Annotated in this window: 21 protein-coding genes and 1 other annotated feature; of the genes, 15 read left to right on the top strand and 6 right to left on the bottom strand. The window is 54.8% G+C overall.

From position 1 onward, the window contains the following. Positions 1–221: 221 nt before the first annotated feature. Positions 222–983, top strand: coding sequence for a YciK family oxidoreductase (locus HBA26_RS05785; protein ID WP_028013406.1), 762 nt, complete (start codon positions 222–224; stop codon positions 981–983). Continuing rightward, a complete protein-coding gene (gene cobO, locus HBA26_RS05780; RefSeq protein WP_126345837.1) occupies positions 980–1,570 on the top strand; it encodes a cob(I)yrinic acid a,c-diamide adenosyltransferase in 591 nt (196 codons plus the stop codon). The genes HBA26_RS05785 and cobO overlap by 4 nt, the downstream gene beginning before the upstream one ends. Before the next feature lie 35 nt (positions 1,571–1,605). On the opposite strand, the gene rluB is transcribed toward cobO, so the two are convergent. The 3 genes from rluB to rnm all read right to left on the bottom strand — a co-directional run bounded on the left by rluB (position 1,606) and on the right by rnm (position 4,077). Next, the gene (rluB, locus tag HBA26_RS05775) at positions 1,606–2,481 is read right to left on the bottom strand and encodes a 23S rRNA pseudouridine(2605) synthase RluB (RefSeq protein WP_028013408.1); all 876 of its coding nucleotides are present in this window, start codon (positions 2,479–2,481) and stop codon (positions 1,606–1,608) included. A 97-nt stretch (positions 2,482–2,578) separates the two neighbouring features. After that, positions 2,579–3,199, bottom strand: coding sequence for an L-threonylcarbamoyladenylate synthase (locus tag HBA26_RS05770; protein ID WP_126345836.1), 621 nt, complete (start codon positions 3,197–3,199; stop codon positions 2,579–2,581). Then, a complete protein-coding gene (gene rnm, locus HBA26_RS05765) occupies positions 3,196–4,077 on the bottom strand; it encodes an RNase AM (RefSeq protein WP_166720820.1) in 882 nt (293 codons plus the stop codon). The genes HBA26_RS05770 and rnm overlap by 4 nt, the downstream gene beginning before the upstream one ends. A gap of 160 nt (positions 4,078–4,237) precedes the next feature. Next, positions 4,238–4,331 (top strand) — a sequence feature (Trp leader region). A gap of 25 nt (positions 4,332–4,356) precedes the next feature. On the opposite strand from rnm, the gene HBA26_RS05755 reads away from it, so the two are divergent. From HBA26_RS05755 to yedF, 8 genes are all read left to right on the top strand, one after another. Next, positions 4,357–5,919 carry an anthranilate synthase component 1 gene (locus HBA26_RS05755; protein ID WP_049138277.1) on the top strand — a complete coding sequence of 521 codons (1,563 nt, stop codon included), beginning with the start codon at positions 4,357–4,359 and terminating at the stop codon, positions 5,917–5,919. Beyond that, a complete protein-coding gene (gene trpD / locus HBA26_RS05750; protein ID WP_028013411.1) occupies positions 5,919–7,514 on the top strand; it encodes a bifunctional anthranilate synthase glutamate amidotransferase component TrpG/anthranilate phosphoribosyltransferase TrpD in 1,596 nt (531 codons plus the stop codon). The genes HBA26_RS05755 and trpD overlap by 1 nt, the downstream gene beginning before the upstream one ends. 3 nt (positions 7,515–7,517) lie before the next feature. Then, a complete protein-coding gene (gene trpCF / locus HBA26_RS05745; protein WP_126345835.1) occupies positions 7,518–8,876 on the top strand; it encodes a bifunctional indole-3-glycerol-phosphate synthase TrpC/phosphoribosylanthranilate isomerase TrpF in 1,359 nt (452 codons plus the stop codon). A gap of 10 nt (positions 8,877–8,886) precedes the next feature. Beyond that, the gene (trpB, locus tag HBA26_RS05740; RefSeq protein ID WP_028013413.1) at positions 8,887–10,080 is read left to right on the top strand and encodes a tryptophan synthase subunit beta; all 1,194 of its coding nucleotides are present in this window, start codon (positions 8,887–8,889) and stop codon (positions 10,078–10,080) included. Then, positions 10,080–10,889, top strand: coding sequence for a tryptophan synthase subunit alpha (gene trpA, locus HBA26_RS05735; RefSeq protein ID WP_063437440.1), 810 nt, complete (start codon positions 10,080–10,082; stop codon positions 10,887–10,889). Before trpB ends, trpA begins: the two co-directional genes overlap by 1 nt. A 307-nt stretch (positions 10,890–11,196) precedes the next feature. Beyond that, the gene (locus tag HBA26_RS05730; RefSeq protein ID WP_126345834.1) at positions 11,197–12,330 is read left to right on the top strand and encodes an acyltransferase; all 1,134 of its coding nucleotides are present in this window, start codon (positions 11,197–11,199) and stop codon (positions 12,328–12,330) included. A 352-nt stretch (positions 12,331–12,682) separates the two neighbouring features. Beyond that, positions 12,683–13,894: a selenium metabolism membrane protein YedE/FdhT gene (gene yedE, locus HBA26_RS05725; protein WP_048960531.1), complete on the top strand. Its 1,212-nt coding sequence runs from the start codon at positions 12,683–12,685 to the stop codon at positions 13,892–13,894. Continuing rightward, a complete protein-coding gene (gene yedF, locus HBA26_RS05720; protein ID WP_088205590.1) occupies positions 13,891–14,124 on the top strand; it encodes a sulfurtransferase-like selenium metabolism protein YedF in 234 nt (77 codons plus the stop codon). Before yedE ends, yedF begins: the two co-directional genes overlap by 4 nt. 43 nt (positions 14,125–14,167) lie before the next feature. Here the strand turns inward: yedF and ompW are convergent, their stop codons facing one another. Then, a complete protein-coding gene (gene ompW, locus HBA26_RS05715; protein WP_126345833.1) occupies positions 14,168–14,800 on the bottom strand; it encodes an outer membrane protein OmpW in 633 nt (210 codons plus the stop codon). A 281-nt stretch (positions 14,801–15,081) separates the two neighbouring features. On the opposite strand from ompW, the gene HBA26_RS05710 reads away from it, so the two are divergent. The 4 genes from HBA26_RS05710 (at position 15,082) to yciA (ending at position 17,351) form a co-directional block, all read left to right on the top strand. Continuing rightward, positions 15,082–15,486 (top strand): YkgJ family cysteine cluster protein, encoded by a 405-nt coding sequence (locus HBA26_RS05710; RefSeq protein WP_126345832.1) that lies wholly within the window; start codon positions 15,082–15,084, stop codon positions 15,484–15,486. 25 nt (positions 15,487–15,511) lie between these two features. Further along, a complete protein-coding gene (locus tag HBA26_RS05705; protein ID WP_088205591.1) occupies positions 15,512–16,255 on the top strand; it encodes a YciC family protein in 744 nt (247 codons plus the stop codon). A gap of 56 nt (positions 16,256–16,311) precedes the next feature. Next, positions 16,312–16,851, top strand: coding sequence for a septation protein A (locus tag HBA26_RS05700; protein ID WP_028013419.1), 540 nt, complete (start codon positions 16,312–16,314; stop codon positions 16,849–16,851). 104 nt (positions 16,852–16,955) lie between these two features. Next, the gene (yciA, locus tag HBA26_RS05695; RefSeq protein ID WP_041909616.1) at positions 16,956–17,351 is read left to right on the top strand and encodes an acyl-CoA thioester hydrolase YciA; all 396 of its coding nucleotides are present in this window, start codon (positions 16,956–16,958) and stop codon (positions 17,349–17,351) included. A 38-nt stretch (positions 17,352–17,389) separates the two neighbouring features. On the opposite strand, the gene tonB is transcribed toward yciA, so the two are convergent. After that, positions 17,390–18,112, bottom strand: coding sequence for a TonB system transport protein TonB (tonB, locus tag HBA26_RS05690; RefSeq protein WP_126345879.1), 723 nt, complete (start codon positions 18,110–18,112; stop codon positions 17,390–17,392). A 222-nt stretch (positions 18,113–18,334) separates the two neighbouring features. On the opposite strand from tonB, the gene HBA26_RS05685 reads away from it, so the two are divergent. Continuing rightward, positions 18,335–18,631 (top strand): YciI family protein, encoded by a 297-nt coding sequence (locus tag HBA26_RS05685; RefSeq protein ID WP_126345831.1) that lies wholly within the window; start codon positions 18,335–18,337, stop codon positions 18,629–18,631. A 34-nt stretch (positions 18,632–18,665) separates the two neighbouring features. On the opposite strand, the gene leuE is transcribed toward HBA26_RS05685, so the two are convergent. After that, positions 18,666–19,301, bottom strand: coding sequence for a leucine efflux protein LeuE (gene leuE / locus HBA26_RS05680; protein ID WP_028013423.1), 636 nt, complete (start codon positions 19,299–19,301; stop codon positions 18,666–18,668). Positions 19,302–19,371: the final 70 nt, after the last annotated feature.

Here is a 19,371-nt window from a genome sequence, read left to right as displayed (position 1 = left end):
TCACGGCAGTGTACAACAGCCCTGCCCCTGCGTCTCGCCCGTGACATTACCTCTGCGAGCCGTCTTCAGGAATCCCCGCGCTGCGGTTTAAATATTTGCAAATTGTTAATTTTGCAGCAATGCGTCCTGTAGACTGATTGAATTCTCACGCTAATTCGGGCATAAAGCCGAAAAGTCATTATGAAGGCGTGATTGAGACCCCGTGCGCCTGAGGAGTCATCGTGCATTATCAACCGCAAAAAAACCTGCTGCAGAACCGAATCATTCTTGTCACCGGCGCCAGCGATGGTATTGGTCGCGAAGCGGCCCTGACGTACGCTGAATATGGCGCAAGCGTAATTCTGATTGGGCGCAACGAAGAAAAGCTCAAAGGGGTCGCTCAGGAAATTGAGGCCGCAGGCGGCACACCTGCCCCCTGGTACACGCTCGATTTGCTGACCTGCACCCCAGCGCTCTGCCAGGAGCTTGCTCACCGTATCAGTACCCACTACCCACGTCTTGACGGCGTACTGCACAACGCCGGTTTGTTAGGTGAAGTGCGTCCGATGGATGAACAGGATCCTGAAATCTGGCAGCAGGTGATGCAGGTTAACGTTAACGGTACTTTTTTCCTCACGCAGGCCTTGCTTCCTTTATTACTCAAATCCGAGTCTGGATCTCTGGTCTTCACCTCTTCCAGCGTAGGCCGCGAGGGACGCGCAAACTGGGGGGCTTATGCTGTCTCAAAATTCGCGACCGAGGGCATGATGCAGGTGTTGGCGGATGAGTATCAGAGCCGCCATCTGCGCGTAAACTGCATTAATCCGGGGGGTACGCGCACCAGCATGCGCGCCAGCGCGTTCCCGACGGAAGATCCGCTGAAGCTGAAAACCCCGGCAGACATTATGCCGCTCTATCTCTGGCTGATGGGCGACGACAGCCGCCGCAAAACCGGAATGACCTTTGATGCCCAGCCGGGCCGCAAACCGGGAATTTCGCAATGAGTGAAGAACGTCATCAGCAGCGACAGCAGCGTTTGAAGGAACAGGTTGACGCGCGCGTCGCGGCAGCCCAGGACGAGCGAGGGATCGTCATCGTTTTTACCGGCAATGGTAAAGGCAAAACTACTGCCGCGTTTGGCACCGCTACGCGCGCCGTCGGCCACGGGCAAAAAGTGGGGGTCATCCAGTTTATCAAAGGGGAATGGCCCAACGGCGAACGTAATTTGCTTGAGCCTCACGGCGTTGAGTTTCAGGTGATGGCGACCGGGTTTACGTGGGATACGCAGAACCGGGAAACCGATACCGCAGCCTGTCTGGCCGTCTGGGAGCACGCTAAAAGAATGCTTGCCGATCCTTCGCTGAATATGGTTCTGCTGGATGAGATCACCTATATGGTCGCCTACGACTACCTGCCGCTGGAGGAGGTGCTGGATGCACTGAAGAACCGCCCTGCGCACCAGACGGTTATCGTTACAGGTCGCGGGTGTCATCGTGAGATTCTGGAGCTGGCAGATACCGTCAGCGAGCTGCGTCCGGTCAAGCATGCGTTTGATGCAGGCATCAAAGCACAAATTGGCATTGATTACTAAAGAAAAAGCCCGGTGAGTTCACCGGGCTTTTTCGATTAACCGTTGTTATTCCGGCTGCCAGAGCGACGATTGCTGTTCACCTGGCTGTGGCGTTTCACCGCACGACGGATCTGATTCGCCTTCATACGACGACGATCCTTCTCCACCGCCACTTTAGAAGTGGTTTCCGGCGTCAGGCCAACCAGCTCGCGCAGGTAGTTAGTCTGGGTAAGATCCAGCTCGGTATAACCACCGCGTGGCAGACCTTTCGGCAGCAGAATGTCGCCGTAGCGAACGCGGATCAGGCGGCTAACCTGCACGCCTACCGCTTCCCACAGACGACGCACCTCGCGGTTACGTCCTTCGGTCAGGGTCACGTTGTACCACTGGTTAATCCCTTCACCACCGGTAAATTTGATGGTTTTGAACGCCGCAGGGCCGTCTTCCAGCTGCACGCCACGCGACAGATCGCGCAGTTTATTTTCGTCGACCTGGCCGAAGACGCGAACCGCGTATTCACGCTCAACTTCACGGCTTGGGTGCATCAGACGGTTTGCCAGTTCACCATCGGTGGTGAACAGCAGCAGACCGCAGGTGTTCACGTCCAGACGCCCCACCGCAATCCAGCGGGCGCCGCGCAGTTTTGGCAGACGGTCAAACACCGTTGGACGACCTTCCGGGTCGTTGCGCGTACACAGCTCGCCTTCCGGCTTGTAATACGCCAGCACGCGGCAGATCTGTTCCGCGGACTCTTTCACGGAGATAAGATGACCGTCAATGCGGATCTTCAGCCCCGGTACGATTTCTACGCGGTCACCCAGCGTGGCGATTTTACCGTCCACACTCACGCGGCCCGCTTCAATAATGGCTTCGATTTCACGGCGCGAACCGTGGCCGGCGCGCGCCAGCACTTTCTGTAACTTCTCGCTCATTGAGCTTCCTCAGGTGTCGCCTTCACAGGCGTCGAATCAGGTCAAAAGCAGAGCCGAGCCCTGCTTTGATGGCCGCGTAGTATATCTGCTTACACCTTTACAAGAAAGGCTTAACATCACCCACGCCTTCACGAATCACTTCAGGCGCGTCTTCGGTCAGATCCACAACCGTAGTCGGCTGCTGGCCGAGATAACCGCCGTGAATAATCAGCTCGACCACCTTCTCCAGACGATCCTTGATCTCTTCCGGATCGGACTCGGTAAACTCGCTGCCCGGCAGCATCAGCGAGGTGGAGAGCATCGGCTCGCCGAGGGTTTCCAGCAGCGCCTGGGCAATCGAGTTCGACGGCACGCGCATCCCGATGGTTTTACGCTTTTCCTGCAGCAGGCGGCGCGGCACCTCCTTCGTCCCTTTCAGGATGAACGTATAGTTGCCCGGCGTATTGTTCTTAATCAGGCGAAACGCCACGTTATCAACATACGCATAGGTCGACAGCTCGGAGAGGTCGCGACACATCAGGGTAAAGTTGTGGCCGTCCGGCAGCTGGCGGATGCGACAGATACGCTCCATCGCCCCTTTGTCTTCGATTTTACAGCCCAGCGCATAGCCGGAATCGGTTGGGTAGACAATTACGCCGCCTTTGCGGACGATTTCCACAGCCTGATTAATCAGACGTGGCTGCGGGTTGTCCGGATGGATATAGAAAAACTGACTCATACTTCCCTCTCTTCAATTTGCTGCGGCTGCTCCCAGAGCTGCCAGACCGGCTCAACGCCAGCGGGTAGCCAGAGCTTGCGTCCCAGCTCGATCCACGCGCAGGGCTGGTGGAAATCAGAGCCCTGTGACCCTAGCAGGCCAAACTGGCGGGCGTAAGTCGCGAGCTGCGCGCGCTCGTTGGGCGCCTGCTGACACTGGGCGACTTCCATCGCCTCGCCACCGCATTCGGCAAAGTGCGCCAGCAGCCGTTTCAGCCATTTAGCAGAAAGATTATACCGTCCCGGATGGGCCAGCACGGCCCTACCGCCAGAATGATGAATGACATCAATAGCTTGTTTTATTGTACACCACTGTGGCGGAACGTATCCGGTTTTCCCGCGCGCCAGATACTTTTTAAAGACATCCGCCATGGTCGTCGCTTTGCCCGCTTCAACCAGAAAGCGGGCGAAATGACCGCGGGTGACCGCCCCGCCGTTCGCCAGCTTTTGCGCACCTTCCAGCGCGCCCGGAATATGCGCCTTCTCCAGACGCTCGCCGATCATCTCCGCGCGCTGGTTGCGGCGCGTTTTTTGTTCTTGCAAAAAGGCAAGAAGTGCCGGATGTTCTATATCAATGTTCAGGCCAACGATATGAATCTCATGGTTTTCCCAGACGGTCGAGATCTCGACGCCGGGCACCAGATTCAGCGCCAGCCCGCTGCGGGCAATCTCGGCGCGCGCTGCCGGAATGGCGTCGGTGGTATCGTGATCGGTTATCGCCAGCGTGCCGACACGCATTTCAACCGCGCGATGAACCAGGGCTTCGGGTGTCAGCAGGCCATCAGAGGCCTGAGTATGGCTGTGTAAATCATAAATAATCGCGTAGGTGGTATCGCTCAAAGCACTTCCCATAACAGGTTGGAGACATCCGAAAACGCCATGATACCGACTTAACGTGAAATTCTGAAATCAAGGGTTGACAATACGCCATCGAACTAGTTAACTAGTACGCAAGTTCACACGAGAAAGGTATCTGAAAATGACAGCACATTTCACTCTGCACGGTTGGTGGCGCACTTCCTGATCTTCGGGCAGTGTCACGCATCTGCGAAATGCAAACAGATACCCGCCCGCTACCCAGCGGGCTTTTTTTTGAACAGAATAAATGAGAATCACAACATGCAAACAGCCAAACCTCATCTCGAACTGTTGACCTGCGAGGCGGTCTATCGCCACAACCCGACCGCGCTGTTTCATCAGGTGTGCGGCGCGCGTCCGGCGACGCTGCTGCTGGAGTCTGCGGATATCGACAGCAAGGACGATCTGAAAAGCCTGCTGCTGGTCGACAGCGCGCTGCGCATTACCGCGTTAGGTGACACCGTCACCATTAAGGCGCTCTCTGATAATGGCGCATCGCTGCTGCCGCTGCTGGATGCGGCTCTGCCCGCGGGCATCGACAATGAACGTCACCCGGACCTGCGAATTCTGCATTTCCCGCCGGTAAGCCAGCTGCTGGACGAAGACGCGCGCCTCTGCTCGCTGTCCGTGTTCGATGCCTTCCGCCTGCTGCAAAATCTTGTCACCGTGCCGGAAGATGAGCGCGAAGCAATGTTCTTCGGCGGGCTGTTTGCTTACGACCTGGTCGCCGGTTTTGAAGATTTGCCGGAAACCGAGCAGGGCAACCGCTGTCCGGACTACTGTTTCTACCTGGCCGAAACCCTGCTGGTGATCGACCATCAGAAAAAATATACCCGCATCCAGGCAAGCCTGTTCACGCCGTCTGCGTCTGAGAAAAACCGCCTTGAGCATCGCATCGCTCAGCTCCAGCAGCAGATGACGGAAGCGCCGCCTGCACTGCCGGTACAGCACGTGGAAAAAATGACATGCGACGTTAACCAGACCGACGATCAATACGGGGCCGTGGTTCGCCAGATGCAAAAGGCTATTCGCGCCGGGGAGATTTTCCAGGTTGTGCCGTCCCGCCGTTTCTCGCTGCCCTGCCCGTCACCGCTGGCGGCTTACGACGTGCTGAAGAAGAGCAACCCGAGCCCATATATGTTCTTTATGCAGGACAATGATTTCACGCTGTTCGGCGCCTCGCCGGAAAGCTCGCTGAAGTACGACGCCACCAGCCGCCAGATTGAGATCTACCCGATTGCAGGCACCCGTCCGCGTGGCCGTCGTGCCGATGGCTCGCTGGACCGCGATCTGGACAGCCGCATCGAACTGGAAATGCGAACCGACCACAAGGAGCTCTCCGAACACCTGATGCTGGTTGACCTGGCGCGTAACGACCTGGCGCGCATTTGCACCCCGGGCAGCCGCTACGTGGCAGACCTGACCAAAGTTGACCGTTACTCCTTCGTGATGCACCTGGTCTCCCGCGTGGTGGGTGAACTGCGCAGCGACCTCGACGTGCTGCACGCCTACCGTGCCTGCATGAATATGGGCACCCTGAGCGGCGCGCCGAAGGTGCGTGCCATGCAGCTTATCGCCGAAGCGGAAGGACGTCGTCGCGGGAGCTACGGCGGCGCGGTAGGTTACTTCACCGCACACGGCGACCTTGATACCTGCATCGTGATCCGCTCCGCCTACGTCGAAGACGGTATTGCCACCGTTCAGGCCGGCGCCGGGATTGTTCTTGACTCTGTTCCGCAGTCTGAAGCTGACGAAACCCGCAGTAAAGCACGCGCGGTATTGCGCGCCATCGCTACCGCACACCACGCACAGGAGATTTTCTGATGGCTGACATTCTGCTGCTCGATAATATCGACTCCTTTACCTATAACCTGGCAGATCAGCTGCGTGCGAATGGTCACAACGTCGTTATCTACCGCAACCACGTTCCTGCTCAGACCCTGATTGACCGTCTGGCGACCATGCAAAACCCGGTGCTGATGCTCTCCCCGGGGCCGGGCGCGCCGAGCGAAGCGGGCTGTATGCCCGAACTGCTGACCCGCATGCGCGGCAAGCTGCCGATTATCGGTATCTGCCTTGGTCACCAGGCAATCGTGGAAGCTTACGGCGGTTACGTCGGCCAGGCGGGCGAGATCCTGCACGGTAAAGCCTCCAGTATTGAACATGACGGCCAGGCAATGTTTGCCGGGCTGCCGAATCCGCTCCCGGTCGCGCGCTATCATTCGCTGGTCGGCAGCAACATTCCGGCCGGGCTGACCATCAACGCCTCGTTTGAAGGGATGGTGATGGCGGTACGCCACGATGCGGATCGCGTCTGCGGGATGCAGTTCCACCCGGAATCTATTTTGACCTCCAATGGCGCCCGCCTGCTGGAACAGACCCTTGACTGGGCGTTACAGAAGCTGGAGCAGACCAACACCCTGCAGCCGATTCTGGAAAAACTGTATCAGGCCCAGACCCTGAGCCAGCAGGAGAGCCACCAGCTTTTTTCCGCCGTCGTGCGCGGCGAGCTGAAGCCTGAGCAACTGGCGGCGGCGCTGGTGAGCATGAAAGTGCGCGGCGAAAGCCCGCAGGAGATCGCCGGTGCGGCCACCGCGCTGCTGGAAAATGCCGCCCCGTTCCCGCGTCCGGACTATCAGTTTGCGGATATCGTCGGGACCGGTGGCGACGGCAGCAACAGCATCAATATTTCGACCGCCAGCGCCTTTGTGGCGGCGGCCTGCGGCCTGAAGGTGGCCAAGCACGGTAACCGCAGCGTCTCCAGCCGTTCAGGCTCGTCCGATCTGCTGGCCGCGTTTGGCATCAATCTGGAGATGAATGCCGAACGTTCGCGTGAAGCGCTGGACGATTTGGGCGTTTGCTTCCTGTTTGCACCGAAGTACCACACCGGTTTCCGCCACGCGATGCCGGTTCGCCAGCAGCTTAAAACCCGCACGCTGTTTAACGTGCTCGGCCCGCTGATCAACCCGGCCCATCCGCCGCTGGCATTAATTGGTGTTTACAGCCCTGAGCTGGTCCTGCCGATTGCCGAGACGCTGCGCGTGCTGGGTTACAAACGCGCCGCCGTGGTGCACAGCGGCGGAATGGATGAAGTTTCGCTGCATGCGCCGACGCTGGTGGCCGAGCTTAACGATGGTGAAGTACTCAGCTATCAGCTTGAGGCGTCTGATTTCGGCTTAACGCCGTACCATCAGGAAGCGCTGGCAGGCGGTACGCCGGAAGAAAACCGTGACATTCTGACGCGCTTACTACAAGGTAAAGGTGAGGCCGCTCATGAGGCCGCCGTGGCTGCCAACGTCGCCATGCTGATGCGTTTGCACGGTGAGGAAGACCTGAAGGCCAATGCTCAAAAAGTTCTGGATGTACTGCGCTCCGGTGCAGCTTACGATCGCGTTACCGCACTTGCGGCAAGAGGGTAAAGAATGCAGACCGTTTTAGCGAAAATCGTTGCCGATAAGGCCATCTGGGTGGAAGCACGCAAAGCAGAGCAGCCGCTTGCCAGTTTCCAGAATGACGTCGTCCCAAGCAGCCGTCGTTTCTATGACGCCCTGCAGGGTGCACGTACCGCCTTTATTCTGGAGTGCAAAAAGGCCTCTCCCTCAAAAGGCGTTATTCGTGACGATTTCGACCCGGCGCGTATCGCCGGTATTTATAAGCATCATGCGTCGGCAATCTCCGTGCTGACGGATGAGAAATATTTCCAGGGCAGCTTCGATTTTCTGCCGATCGTCAGCGGCATCGCACCGCAGCCGATCCTGTGCAAAGACTTTATTATCGACCCGTATCAGATCTGGCTGGCGCGTTTCTACCAGGCCGATGCCTGCCTGCTGATGCTCTCGGTACTGGATGACGAACAGTATCGCCAGCTTGCTGCCGTGGCGCACAGCCTGAAAATGGGCGTGCTGACCGAAGTGAGTAACGAAGAAGAGCTTGAGCGCGCCATCGCGCTGGAAGCCAAAGTGGTCGGCATCAACAACCGCGATCTTCGCGACTTGTCGATTGACCTGAACCGCACCCGCCAGCTGGCGCCACGTCTGGGTGCGGGCGTCACGGTGATCAGCGAGTCCGGCATTAACAGCTACGCCCAGGTGCGCGAGCTGAGCCACTTCGCCAACGGTTTCCTGATTGGCTCCGCCATGATGGAACATGACGACCTCAATGCGGCGGTGCGTCGCGTGCTGCTGGGTGAAAACAAAGTCTGCGGCCTGACCCGCGAACAGGATGCGCAGGCCGCGTATGAGGCAGGAGCAATATATGGCGGTTTAATCTTCGTCGACACATCTCCTCGAGCAGTCAATGAGGAACAGGCCCGCAAGGTAATCGCGGCGGCCCCGCTGAGCTATGTTGGCGTGTTCCGCAATGCGGATGTCGCGGATGTTGTGGCAAAAGCCGACGCGTTATCCCTGAGTGCCGTTCAGCTCCATGGCGATGAAGATCAGGCGTATATCAATGCCCTGCGCGACGCGCTGGCACCGCAGGTTCAAATCTGGAAAGCACAAAGCGTGGGCACCACCCTGCCCGCACGTAATCTTCACCACGTTGACAAATACGTGCTCGACAACGGCCAGGGCGGCACCGGACAACGTTTTGACTGGTCGCTGCTGAACGGCGAAAAGCTGGACAACGTCCTGCTGGCGGGCGGACTAAGCCCGGATAACTGTGTGGAAGCCGCGAAAACCGGCTGCGCAGGCCTCGATTTCAATTCAGGCGTAGAGTCGCAACCGGGTATCAAAGATGCCAGCAAGCTGGCCTCGGTATTTAAAACTCTGCGTGCATATTAAGGAAGAGAAGATGACGACATTACTTAACCCGTATTTTGGTGAATTCGGCGGGATGTACGTTCCGCAAATCCTGATGCCCGCGCTGCGCCAGCTGGAAGAAGCGTTCGTGAGCGCGCAGAAAGATCCTGCGTTTCAGGCGGAGTTTACCGACCTGCTGAAAAACTACGCCGGGCGTCCAACCGCGCTGACCAAATGCCGCAACCTGACCGAAGGCACCAAAACCACGCTGTATCTTAAGCGTGAAGATCTGCTGCACGGCGGCGCGCATAAAACTAACCAGGTGCTGGGCCAGGCGCTGCTCGCGAAGCGTATGGGTAAAACCGAAATCATCGCCGAAACCGGCGCGGGCCAGCACGGCGTGGCTTCTGCGCTCGCCAGCGCCCTGCTCGGCCTGAAGTGCCGCATCTATATGGGTGCTAAAGACGTTGAGCGTCAGTCGCCGAACGTGTTCCGTATGCGCCTGATGGGTGCGGAAGTGATCCCGGTGCACAGCGGTTCTGCGACGCTGAAAGATGCCTGTAACGAAGCGCTGCGCGACTGGTCCGGCAGCTATGAAACCGCGCACTATATGCTCGGCACCGCGGCAGGTCCTCACCCGTTCCCGACCATCGTGCGCGAATTCCAGCGCATGATTGGTGAAGAGACCAAAGCGCAGATCCTTGAAAAAGAGGGTCGCCTGCCGGATGCAGTCATTGCCTGCGTCGGCGGCGGGTCTAACGCCATCGGCATGTTTGCCGATTTTATCGACGAAACCCGCGTAGGGCTGATTGGCGTCGAGCCTGCCGGTCATGGGATTGAAACCGGCGAGCACGGCGCGCCGCTGAAGCATGGCCGCGTGGGGATCTACTTCGGCATGAAAGCCCCGATGATGCAGACCGATGAAGGGCAGATTGAAGAGTCTTACTCAATTTCTGCCGGACTGGACTTCCCGTCCGTTGGGCCACAGCACGCGTTCCTGAACAGCACGGGGCGCGCGGACTATGTCTCCATTACCGATGACGAAGCGCTGGAAGCCTTCAAAACGCTGTGCCGCAGCGAAGGGATCATCCCGGCGCTGGAGTCTTCTCACGCGCTGGCGCACGCGCTGAAAATGATGAAAGAGAACCCGGAAAAAGAGCAACTGCTGGTGGTGAACCTTTCCGGTCGCGGTGACAAAGATATCTTCACCGTTCACGATATTTTGAAAGCACGAGGGGAAATCTGATGGAACGCTACGATAACGTATTTGCTGAACTGAAATCCCGCCAGGAAGGCGCGTTCGTCCCCTTCGTTACGCTGGGCGACCCCGGCCCTGAGCAGTCTCTGAAGATTATCGACGCCCTGATTGAAGCCGGCGCCGACGCGCTGGAGCTGGGTATTCCGTTCTCCGATCCGCTGGCGGATGGCCCGACCATCCAGAACGCCACCCTGCGCGCCTTTGCGGCAGGCGTGACCCCAACCCAGTGCTTTGAAATGCTGGCGGCGATCCGCCAGAAGCACCCGACCATTCCGATTGGTCTGCTGATGTACGCCAACCTGGTGTTCAACCGTGGTGTTGACGAGTTCTATGCAGAATGCGCGCGCGTGGGTGTCGACTCGGTCCTGGTAGCAGACGTGCCCGTGGAAGAGTCCGCGCCGTTTCGCCAGGCTGCGATGCGTCACAACGTCGCGCCGATTTTCATCTGCCCGCCTAACGCCGATGATGAACTGCTGCGCCAGATAGCCTCTTACGGACGCGGGTATACCTATCTGCTTTCCCGCGCGGGCGTGACTGGCGCCGAGAATAAAGCGGCCCTGCCGCTGCATCATCTGGTGGAAAAGCTGGCCGAGTACCATGCCGCGCCGCCGCTGCAGGGCTTCGGGATCTCCTCTCCGGATCAGGTCACCGCGGCGATTGACGCGAAGGCAGCGGGTGCCATTTCCGGCTCTGCGATTGTGAAGATCATCGAGAAGAACGTGGACAAGCCCGAGCAGATGCTGAGCGAATTGAAAGCGTTCGTGACCGCAATGAAAGCAGCGACGCGTAAAGCATAATCCCTCCACCGTCTGGCAACCCTGCCAGACGGTTGCCCTCTTTTTTACACGTCCTTTTGTTTTACAGCGTTCCACTCCAATGAAATAAACGGAACATAAATACTGAATTGCACTTATCAACAGATTAGCGAGAAAAAAGCTGACGACATAGCGTCATGCGGTGCCGCGGGGTATAGAAATCAACCAATTTTCAAGGAATTAAATGTGATACATCATCTCGACGATAATAAGAAGCAATGCTAGAATGGCATCGAGGTCAGGTAAAGCCTTCCAATTATATCTATACAAATATCCGTAAGGTTTGAAGATGGATTTATACTTTTCGATTTACTTAGTTTTCACATGCTTAGCCTTGGCAATTGTGATTTTTAGCCTACCGCTATTCAAATTTATAGATGAAGATACTGAACCGACAAGGTCAAACAGTATAGATGGTATGAGATACGTCCTTGCCTCATTTGTCATATTTCATCATATGGATTGTGCTTACACATTTATTAAAAAAGGCAATTGGGCTCCGACATCAGACTTGTTGCTCTATTTTGGGCGATACGGGGTTGCTTTATTTTTTATGATTACAGCTTTTTTGTTTTGGGGGAAAATCAGAAAAGCAAATGAAGTGGATTGGATTGAATTATATAAAAAACGCCTTTACAGAATTGCACCGCTATCCGTATTTTGCTCCATAGCGGCTCTATCTTTACTTTTCTTATTAACCGAACGAAATGAATTTTCTCTTAGTGTAATAAACAACGCGCTTTCCTGGTTTGATTTGGGACTCTGGAATGACAAACCGCCGGTCACTACTTTCCAGTATCCTTTTATGGCTCTGGCTGGGGTGACGTGGACACTGCGCTGGGAATGGATTTTCTATTTCTCTCTTCCGTTGTTATATATGTTCAAAAAATGGTCCTTTGAATTAACCATTTTTCTTTTTGCCTTCTCCGTATATTTTCTTCCAGGCTTTACGAACGATTCATCTTTGTGGTCTTATTTTTTCACCGGAATGTTATGCCGGGAAATCAAAGACAGAATAGTCATAACAAAAAAACTGGCCAATGCCGCTTTGATTTGCACGATTCTTATAACCCTGTTAGCGCAACCAACACTTTACGGTCCTTCCGAGAAACTATTCCTCTGCGCGATATTCTTTTCAGTAGTTTCAGGCGCGAATCTTTTTGGATTTTTAATTACCAAAGCAGCCATTCGCCTCGGTGCAATAAGCTACAGTTTATATTTGACGCAAGGGTTGATTTTATTCCCTTTAATCCTTCACTTCAAAACAAACAATGAACCAGAGTTAAATGTTCATACTTTTGTGATCTTAGTCTTATGCTACGCGGCAATATGCCTTCTATCTTCCATTACTTACCACCTTATTGAAAGACCTTTCATAAAGAAAATGAGCATTAGTAGCATAAAGAAAGTATACGAGAAATAATCATCTCCGGCGCGCAGGCGCCGGAAATTAAAGTCATTGTTATATGATTCATTGGTTTTATTTTTATGATATACCATGGCAGGTGTTTCTACCCCCTGAGATTTAAGCCCCCCTCTCAGGCGTTAGACTCACTTTGTTACACCACGCCATCCAACGGTTATCTTCTGGAGCAAGCTTGAAAGTAAATGTTGAGAATATACGGTTTACAGTGAGTTGCAAGTTTCGATGACGGAGGTCATAAAAGGTGTAAGTAATTGGAAAATCTCTGTTGAGAACTTTTAGATATTTAGAAAAAGATATATATTCCAGTCCGCTTAATTCACTTACACCTTCTGAGTTCAGAGGCTTATTCATGTCATGGCAATCCTTCAAACAGACTTACCTGGTTAAGTTCTGGTCACCTGTTCCGGCCGTCATCGCGGCAGGCATTCTCTCTACTTATTATTTCGGCATTACCGGCACCTTCTGGGCCGTCACCGGTGAATTCACCCGCTGGGGTGGGCAACTGCTGCAGCTCGCAGGCGTACACACTGAAGAGTGGGGTTACTTCAAACTTATTCACCTGGACGGCACCCCGCTTACCCGCATCGACGGAATGATGATTATCGGCATGTTCGGCGGCTGTTTCGCTGCGGCGCTGTGGGCAAACAACGTTAAGCTGCGCATGCCCAAAAGCCGCGTTCGCATCATGCAGGCGGTAGTCGGGGGTATGATTGCCGGGTTTGGCGCCCGCCTGGCGATGGGCTGTAATCTGGCCGCGTTCTTTACGGGGATTCCGCAGTTCTCCCTTCATGCCTGGTTTTTTGCCGTGGCCACGGCGATTGGCTCTTACTTCGGAGCAAAATTCACCCTTCTGCCGCTGTTCCGCATTCCGGTGAAAATGACAAAAGTCAGCGCGGCGTCCCCGCTAACCCAAAAACCGGAGCAGGCAAAGCGCCGTTTCCGCCTGGGTATGCTGGTCTTTTTTGCTATGATCGCATGGGCCATTTGCACGGCGATGAATCAGCCGAAGCTTGGCCTGGCGATGTTGTTCGGCGTCGGCTTTGGCCTGCTGATCGAACGCGCGCAGATCTGCTTTACCTCTGCGTTTCGCGATATGTGGATCACCGGAAGGACGATGATGGCGAAGGCAATCATTGCCGGCATGGCGGTGAGCGCTATCGGCATTTTCAGCTATGTTCAGCTCGGTGTTGAACCGAAGATCATGTGGGCTGGCCCGAACGCGGTGATTGGCGGTCTGCTGTTTGGCTTCGGGATTGTGCTGGCGGGCGGGTGTGAAACCGGCTGGATGTACCGTGCGGTTGAAGGACAGGTGCACTACTGGTGGGTCGGGCTTGGGAATGTCCTTGGATCCACACTTCTCGCATACTTCTGGGACGACGTGTCCCCGGTGCTTGCCACAAACTGGGACAAGGTTAACCTGCTGAGCGCTTTCGGCCCTCTCGGCGGCCTGCTGGTGACTTATGCCCTGCTGCTGGTCGCTTTTTTACTGGTTGTCGCGCAGGAGAAACGCTTCTTCCGCCGTGCCGTCGTCAAAACTGAAACGCAGGAGAACGCTGCATGAAAGAGATCGTCCCCGACTATCGTCTGGATATGATCGGTGAACCCTGCCCGTATCCGGCGGTTGCCACGCTTGAGGCACTGCCGCAGCTGGAAAAAGGTGAAATTCTGGAGGTGGTGAGCGATTGTCCGCAATCCATCAACAACATTCCGCTGGATGCAAAAAACCACGGTTATACGGTGCTGGATATCCAGCAGGACGGGCCAACCATTCGCTATTTGATTCAGAAGTAATAGACGAAATGCGCCCCCTCGGGGGCGCATTAAACATACAGAATTAGAAACGATAACCCGCAGAGAACATGAACACCCACGGATCCAGACGCGTATTGATGCTTTGCTGCTCGCCGCCCGCCTTGAAGCGTACGTCCGTATCAATATCCATATACCAGACCGAGGCGTTGATCAGCCAGTCGCGGTTAATCAGATAATCCAGACCAACCTGCCCAGCCATACCCCACGAGTCTTTCAGACTGAGATCGGAGAGTCCTGCCTCTTTACCGGTATCGTTGAATTTCTCATCGAAGAAGGTGGTGTAGTTCACACCCGCGCCAATATATGGACGCACCTTGCTGCTGGCATCGCCAAAGTACCATTGCGCCATCAGCGTTGGCGGTAAATGGTGAACCGTGGCGATATCACCGGTCGCACCAAGACCGACACGGTGACGGAACGGTGTTGCCGCCAGAAGCTCAACCCCAACGTTATCCGTCGCCATCCAGGTGAATGTTAAACCTAACTGGGTGTTGTTACTGACGTTAAAACCGCCCATCCCCAGCACGTTATCCGATCCTTCAGTTGGGCGAACCGTAGCCGAACCGGCACGAATAAAGAATTCGCCTGCTTCATGCGCATACGCGCCGCCAGAGAGACTGCTTAATACAAGGGCTGCCAACGCTAATTTTTTCATATCCGCTCCATCGTTGTGGTTTTAATCGCGGATGAGAATATACTCACAAAAGAGTAATAAGTGATCTGCCACAGATCACATTAAAACCAGTAAGTTAACATTCATTGATCTGGGTTAATTTTTTGTGTCGCTTTGAAAAGCAATAAGTTGTTTCTATGTCAATTTTTGGCATTTCACAGTTACAAAATTTTCTCTTTTCCCCCTCTTGCTCTTCCTCTGTCGGCTGGATAATTTATCGCTCTCACAAGTTGATTTGATGCGTTCTTTTTTGCAGGTGTGCTATGAGTGAAGTTAACCCGTGCATGACGTGCGGAGCCTGTTGTGCGTATTTTCGAGTCTCTTTCTACTGGGCTGAAGCCAGCGATGGCGGCGGTACCGTTCCGGTTCATCTTACTGAGCCGTTAACCCCCTTTCTGCGCTGCATGAGCGGCACCAATCAAAAGCAGGCCCGCTGCGCGGCCTTACAAGGGGAGCCCGGGGTTTCGACCCGGTGCGCGATCTATGAGGATCGCCCCAGCCCGTGCCGGGAATTTGCCATGTCGGGGGAAGATGGGCAGGTCAACGAAGCCTGTAATCGCGCCCGCACGCGCTTTGGATTACCGCCGCTTTACAAAGATATGCTTTTCCATACAAGCCTTGATGCTGCCACAGCAGGTTCATCCGGTGTACAATTGCCGGCTAATTAACACCTGCAATACGCAAGGAGAGTGCATGTCTATCACGGCGAAGTCTGTCTACCGTGACACGGGAAATTTTTTCCGCAATCAGTTCATTACCTTTTTACTGATCGCGTTGCTTTGCGCCTTTATCACTGTGGTGCTGGGTCATGCGTTCTCACCGAGTGAAGAACAGATTGCCAGCCTGAGCCAGGGCGACCATCTTGCAGGAAGCGTGGGGCTATTTGAACTGGTGCAAAACATGACGCCAGAGCAGCAACAAATTCTGCTCCGGGCGTCTGCCGCATCCACGTTTTCTGGCCTGATTGGTAACGCCATTCTGGCGGGCGGCGTTTTGCTGATGATCCAACTGGTGTCGGCGGGCCACCGGGTCAGCGCCTTGCGGGCAATTGGCGCCAGCGCGCCGGTCTTACCTAAGCTGTTTATTCTGATCTTTTTAACCACCATGCTGGTGCAGATGGGAATTATGCTGGTTGTGGTGCCGGGCGTGTTACTGGCTATTGTGCTCGCTTTTGCCCCAGTAATGGTCGTGCAGGATAAAATGGGAATTTTTACCGCGATGCGCAGCAGCATCAGGCTGGCATGGGCGAACATGCGTCTGGTTGCTCCTGCCGTGATGGGCTGGCTGCTGGCAAAAACGCTCCTGCTCCTGTTTGCTCCGAATTTTGCGGTATTAACCCCGAACGTCGGCGCGGTGGTCGCGAATACACTGAGCAACCTGATTTCAGCGGTGCTGCTTGTCTATCTGTTCCGCCTGTATATGTTAATTCGTCAGTAACCCTGATGCCGGGTGCATGACAGGGCCCGGCTCAACAAAGAAGATGGAATCACAGAATGAAGCAGTTTCTTGATTTTTTACCGCTGGTGGTCTTTTTCGCGTTTTACAAACTGTATGACATTTATGCTGCCACCACAGCGCTGATTATTGCGACAGCGGTTGTGCTGATCTACAGCTGGGTGCGCTACCGTAAAGTTGAGAAAATGGCGCTGGTAACGTTCGTCCTGGTCGCCGTATTCGGTGGGCTAACCCTCTTCTTCCACAATGATGAATTTATCAAGTGGAAAGTGACGGTGATCTACGCGCTGTTTGCGGGTGCGCTGCTCATCAGCCAGTGGGTGATGAAAAAGCCGCTGATCCAGCGCATGCTCGGCAAAGAGCTGACGCTGCCTCAGGAGGTCTGGTCGCGCCTGAATATCGCCTGGGCGGTGTTCTTTATCCTTTGCGGTCTTGCCAATATCTATATCGCTTTCTGGCTGCCACAGAATATCTGGGTCAACTTCAAGGTCTTCGGCCTGACGGCCCTGACGCTGATATTCACCCTGCTAAGCGGCATTTATATCTATCGCCACATGCCGCAGGACGACAAGCACTGATTGCTGACTGACCAGAACGTGTTCGACAGGCGTTCTGGTCTATTCTCTCCGCTGTGAAATCATAGTAGCATCCCGCCTGAAGTCTTCCGTTATGAGTTAAAACAATGACAACAAATAACGCCCCTCAGGGCGAACTGGTTTTACGCACACTGGCAATGCCCGCTGACACCAATGCCAATGGCGATATTTTTGGCGGCTGGCTGATGTCGCAGATGGATATGGGCGGCGCAATTCTGGCAAAAGAGATTGCTCACGGACGCGTGGTGACCGTGCGGGTGGATGGAATGACCTTCCTGCGCCCGGTTGCAGTAGGTGATGTGGTTTGCTGTTACGCCCGCTGCGTAAAGCGCGGCAATACATCCATCTCCATCAACATTGAAGTCTGGGTGAAGAAAGTCTCTTCTGAACCGATTGGACAGCGCTATAAAGCAACTGAAGCGCTGTTTATTTATGTCGCTGTCGATAGCGACGGTAAACCTCGTCAGCTTCCGCCAGCCTGATTGGCAGGCAAAAAAAAGCCTCCTTTCGGAGGCTTTTCTTATTCCATCTGCGCCCCGCCATTCAGGCGGAAAACAATGTTCACGATCAGTCCGCTTCCCGGTTTACCGGGTTCGTAGCGCCATCTGCGCATCGCCGACTTCACTTCGCGCTCAAACATATTTGAAGGTTGCGCAGACAGGATTTCAACGTTATCCACGCGGCCATCCGCAGTGACGTCAAATTTCACCCGTACGCGACCTTCAATACGCAAGGCCTGAGCTCGCGCCGGATACTGAGGCTGATTACGGCTCAACGCACGTGGGCCCGCTGGTGCGGCAACCGTCGGCTTCGCCGCCGGTGCGCTGTTATTCATGACCGGACGCGAAGGCGCTGCATTCTCGACCGGCTGGGACGCGCGCGGTTCAACCGGGCGTTCTTCACGTTTCGGACGCTCCTCAACTTTCTTCACCGGCTTCGGTTTCGGCTTAGGTTTTGGCTTCGGTTCAGGTTTGTGGATCACCACCGGTGCCTCCTTCGGTGGCTCCGGTACAGGCTCGGGTTCCGGTTCAGGCTCAGCAACCGACTGTGGCGGTGGTGGCGCAACCTGCGGCGGTTCGAGATCCGCTGGCGAGACCATGGTTACCGAGATCGGCTGGGCGGGTGCGGGCATTTCAATAACCTGATGAACCGAGGTGTAGAGCAAACCCGCCACGACGGCACCGTGAATCACGACGGACAACAGCGTCGGCCAGGGAAAGCGGCGAGGTAAATCAAGGGTCATCGAAGTCATAATCATCAACGTTAAAAAACCGGACCCTGATTTTAAATGCAAATAGCAATCATATTCAATAAGACACTTTGTTCTGGCGCAATTTAAGCGCAGGAGTGGTCAAAAAAAGGACATCCAGATCGGGGTATTAACGTTGTTTTTATCTTTACATTGCAGTCAATTGCCCTTTCACATAACGTAACTGACACTTTATAACGCTTAAGGAGCTTCACCGTGCTTTACGTGATTTACTCTGAAGATGTCGCTGATTCCCTCGAAAAACGTCTCTCTGTTCGCACTGCCCATCTGGCTCGCCTGCAGCTGCTCCAGGACGAAGGCCGTTTGCTGACCGCGGGTCCAATGCCTGCTGTTGACAGCAATGACCCGGGAGCCGCCGGTTTTTCTGGATCCACGGTTATTGCTGAGTTTGAGTCTCTTGAAGCGGCGCAGGCCTGGGCTGACGCAGACCCATACGTTGCGGCGGGTGTGTATGCAAAAGTGACGGTGCGACCGTATAAGAAAGTGTTCTGAGGTAAAAAGGCTCCCGCAGGAGCCTTTCTTCACATCAATGCAGTGACGCTAACCGCGCCGCAAACCCGACAAACAGCAGCCCTATCAGCCCGTTCCCCAGCTTTGCCAGTTTCTTTTTGGTTTTCAGATAACGCGTAACAAACGCCCCAGAGAAGATCAGGAAGCTCATGTACATAAAGCTAATCAGCTCAAGCGTGGTAGCGAGGATCAGGAAAGAGGTCCCGGTATTTTGCGCATTCACGTCGATAAACTGCACAAAGAACGAAACGTAGAACAGAATCGCTTTTGGATTGGTCAGGCTCAGGACGAGGGAGCGTTTCATGATCGTGCTGGCAGGCTCGGTTCCGCTCTCTTGAGCATTATTCTGACGTGTGATCACCGACCAGAGCATTTTTCCGCCCAACCACAGCAGATAGAAAGCCCCGAGATAGCGCACGATATTAAAGAGTACGGGGGTCGTCTGGATCAATGCCGCAACACCCGCCCAGGCCAGGAACATCAATACCGCATCACCGATAAACACGCCGGTCGCGGCAAGATACCCTTTTTTAACACCGTGACCAATCCCCGTTTTCAGCACAAACAGGGTGTTTGGCCCGGGAACCAGCACGATAAAAAATGCGCCAACAACATACGTCCAGAAATTCAGTACACCAAACTCCGCAAACACCTCTCCCTCCTTTTGCTAAAAATAACCGGAATATCGCCGCAATAACGATATTCGCAAAATAAGACACAAT

Origin of the sequence: Enterobacter sp. 725m/11 (assembly GCF_011683705.1) — a bacterium.
Lineage (GTDB): Bacteria > Pseudomonadota > Gammaproteobacteria > Enterobacterales > Enterobacteriaceae > Enterobacter > Enterobacter bugandensis.
This window is presented reverse-complemented; position numbering and strand designations above follow the sequence as displayed.

What these genes read in the sequence shown, in the direction of transcription:
- cobO (WP_126345837.1), top strand. Translation starts at nt 980, where the DNA reads ATGAGTGAAGAACGTCATCAGCAGCGACAGCAGCGTTTGAAGGAACAG.
- rluB (WP_028013408.1), bottom strand. Translation starts at nt 2,481, where the DNA reads ATGAGCGAGAAGTTACAGAAAGTGCTGGCGCGCGCCGGCCACGGTTCG.
- HBA26_RS05770 (WP_126345836.1), bottom strand. Translation starts at nt 3,199, where the DNA reads ATGAGTCAGTTTTTCTATATCCATCCGGACAACCCGCAGCCACGTCTG.
- HBA26_RS05755 (WP_049138277.1), top strand. Translation starts at nt 4,357, where the DNA reads ATGCAAACAGCCAAACCTCATCTCGAACTGTTGACCTGCGAGGCGGTC.
- trpD (WP_028013411.1), top strand. Translation starts at nt 5,919, where the DNA reads ATGGCTGACATTCTGCTGCTCGATAATATCGACTCCTTTACCTATAAC.
- trpCF (WP_126345835.1), top strand. Translation starts at nt 7,518, where the DNA reads ATGCAGACCGTTTTAGCGAAAATCGTTGCCGATAAGGCCATCTGGGTG.
- trpB (WP_028013413.1), top strand. Translation starts at nt 8,887, where the DNA reads ATGACGACATTACTTAACCCGTATTTTGGTGAATTCGGCGGGATGTAC.
- trpA (WP_063437440.1), top strand. Translation starts at nt 10,080, where the DNA reads ATGGAACGCTACGATAACGTATTTGCTGAACTGAAATCCCGCCAGGAA.
- HBA26_RS05730 (WP_126345834.1), top strand. Translation starts at nt 11,197, where the DNA reads ATGGATTTATACTTTTCGATTTACTTAGTTTTCACATGCTTAGCCTTG.
- yedE (WP_048960531.1), top strand. Translation starts at nt 12,683, where the DNA reads ATGTCATGGCAATCCTTCAAACAGACTTACCTGGTTAAGTTCTGGTCA.
- yedF (WP_088205590.1), top strand. Translation starts at nt 13,891, where the DNA reads ATGAAAGAGATCGTCCCCGACTATCGTCTGGATATGATCGGTGAACCC.
- ompW (WP_126345833.1), bottom strand. Translation starts at nt 14,800, where the DNA reads ATGAAAAAATTAGCGTTGGCAGCCCTTGTATTAAGCAGTCTCTCTGGC.
- HBA26_RS05710 (WP_126345832.1), top strand. Translation starts at nt 15,082, where the DNA reads ATGAGTGAAGTTAACCCGTGCATGACGTGCGGAGCCTGTTGTGCGTAT.
- HBA26_RS05705 (WP_088205591.1), top strand. Translation starts at nt 15,512, where the DNA reads ATGTCTATCACGGCGAAGTCTGTCTACCGTGACACGGGAAATTTTTTC.
- HBA26_RS05700 (WP_028013419.1), top strand. Translation starts at nt 16,312, where the DNA reads ATGAAGCAGTTTCTTGATTTTTTACCGCTGGTGGTCTTTTTCGCGTTT.
- yciA (WP_041909616.1), top strand. Translation starts at nt 16,956, where the DNA reads ATGACAACAAATAACGCCCCTCAGGGCGAACTGGTTTTACGCACACTG.
- tonB (WP_126345879.1), bottom strand. Translation starts at nt 18,112, where the DNA reads ATGACCCTTGATTTACCTCGCCGCTTTCCCTGGCCGACGCTGTTGTCC.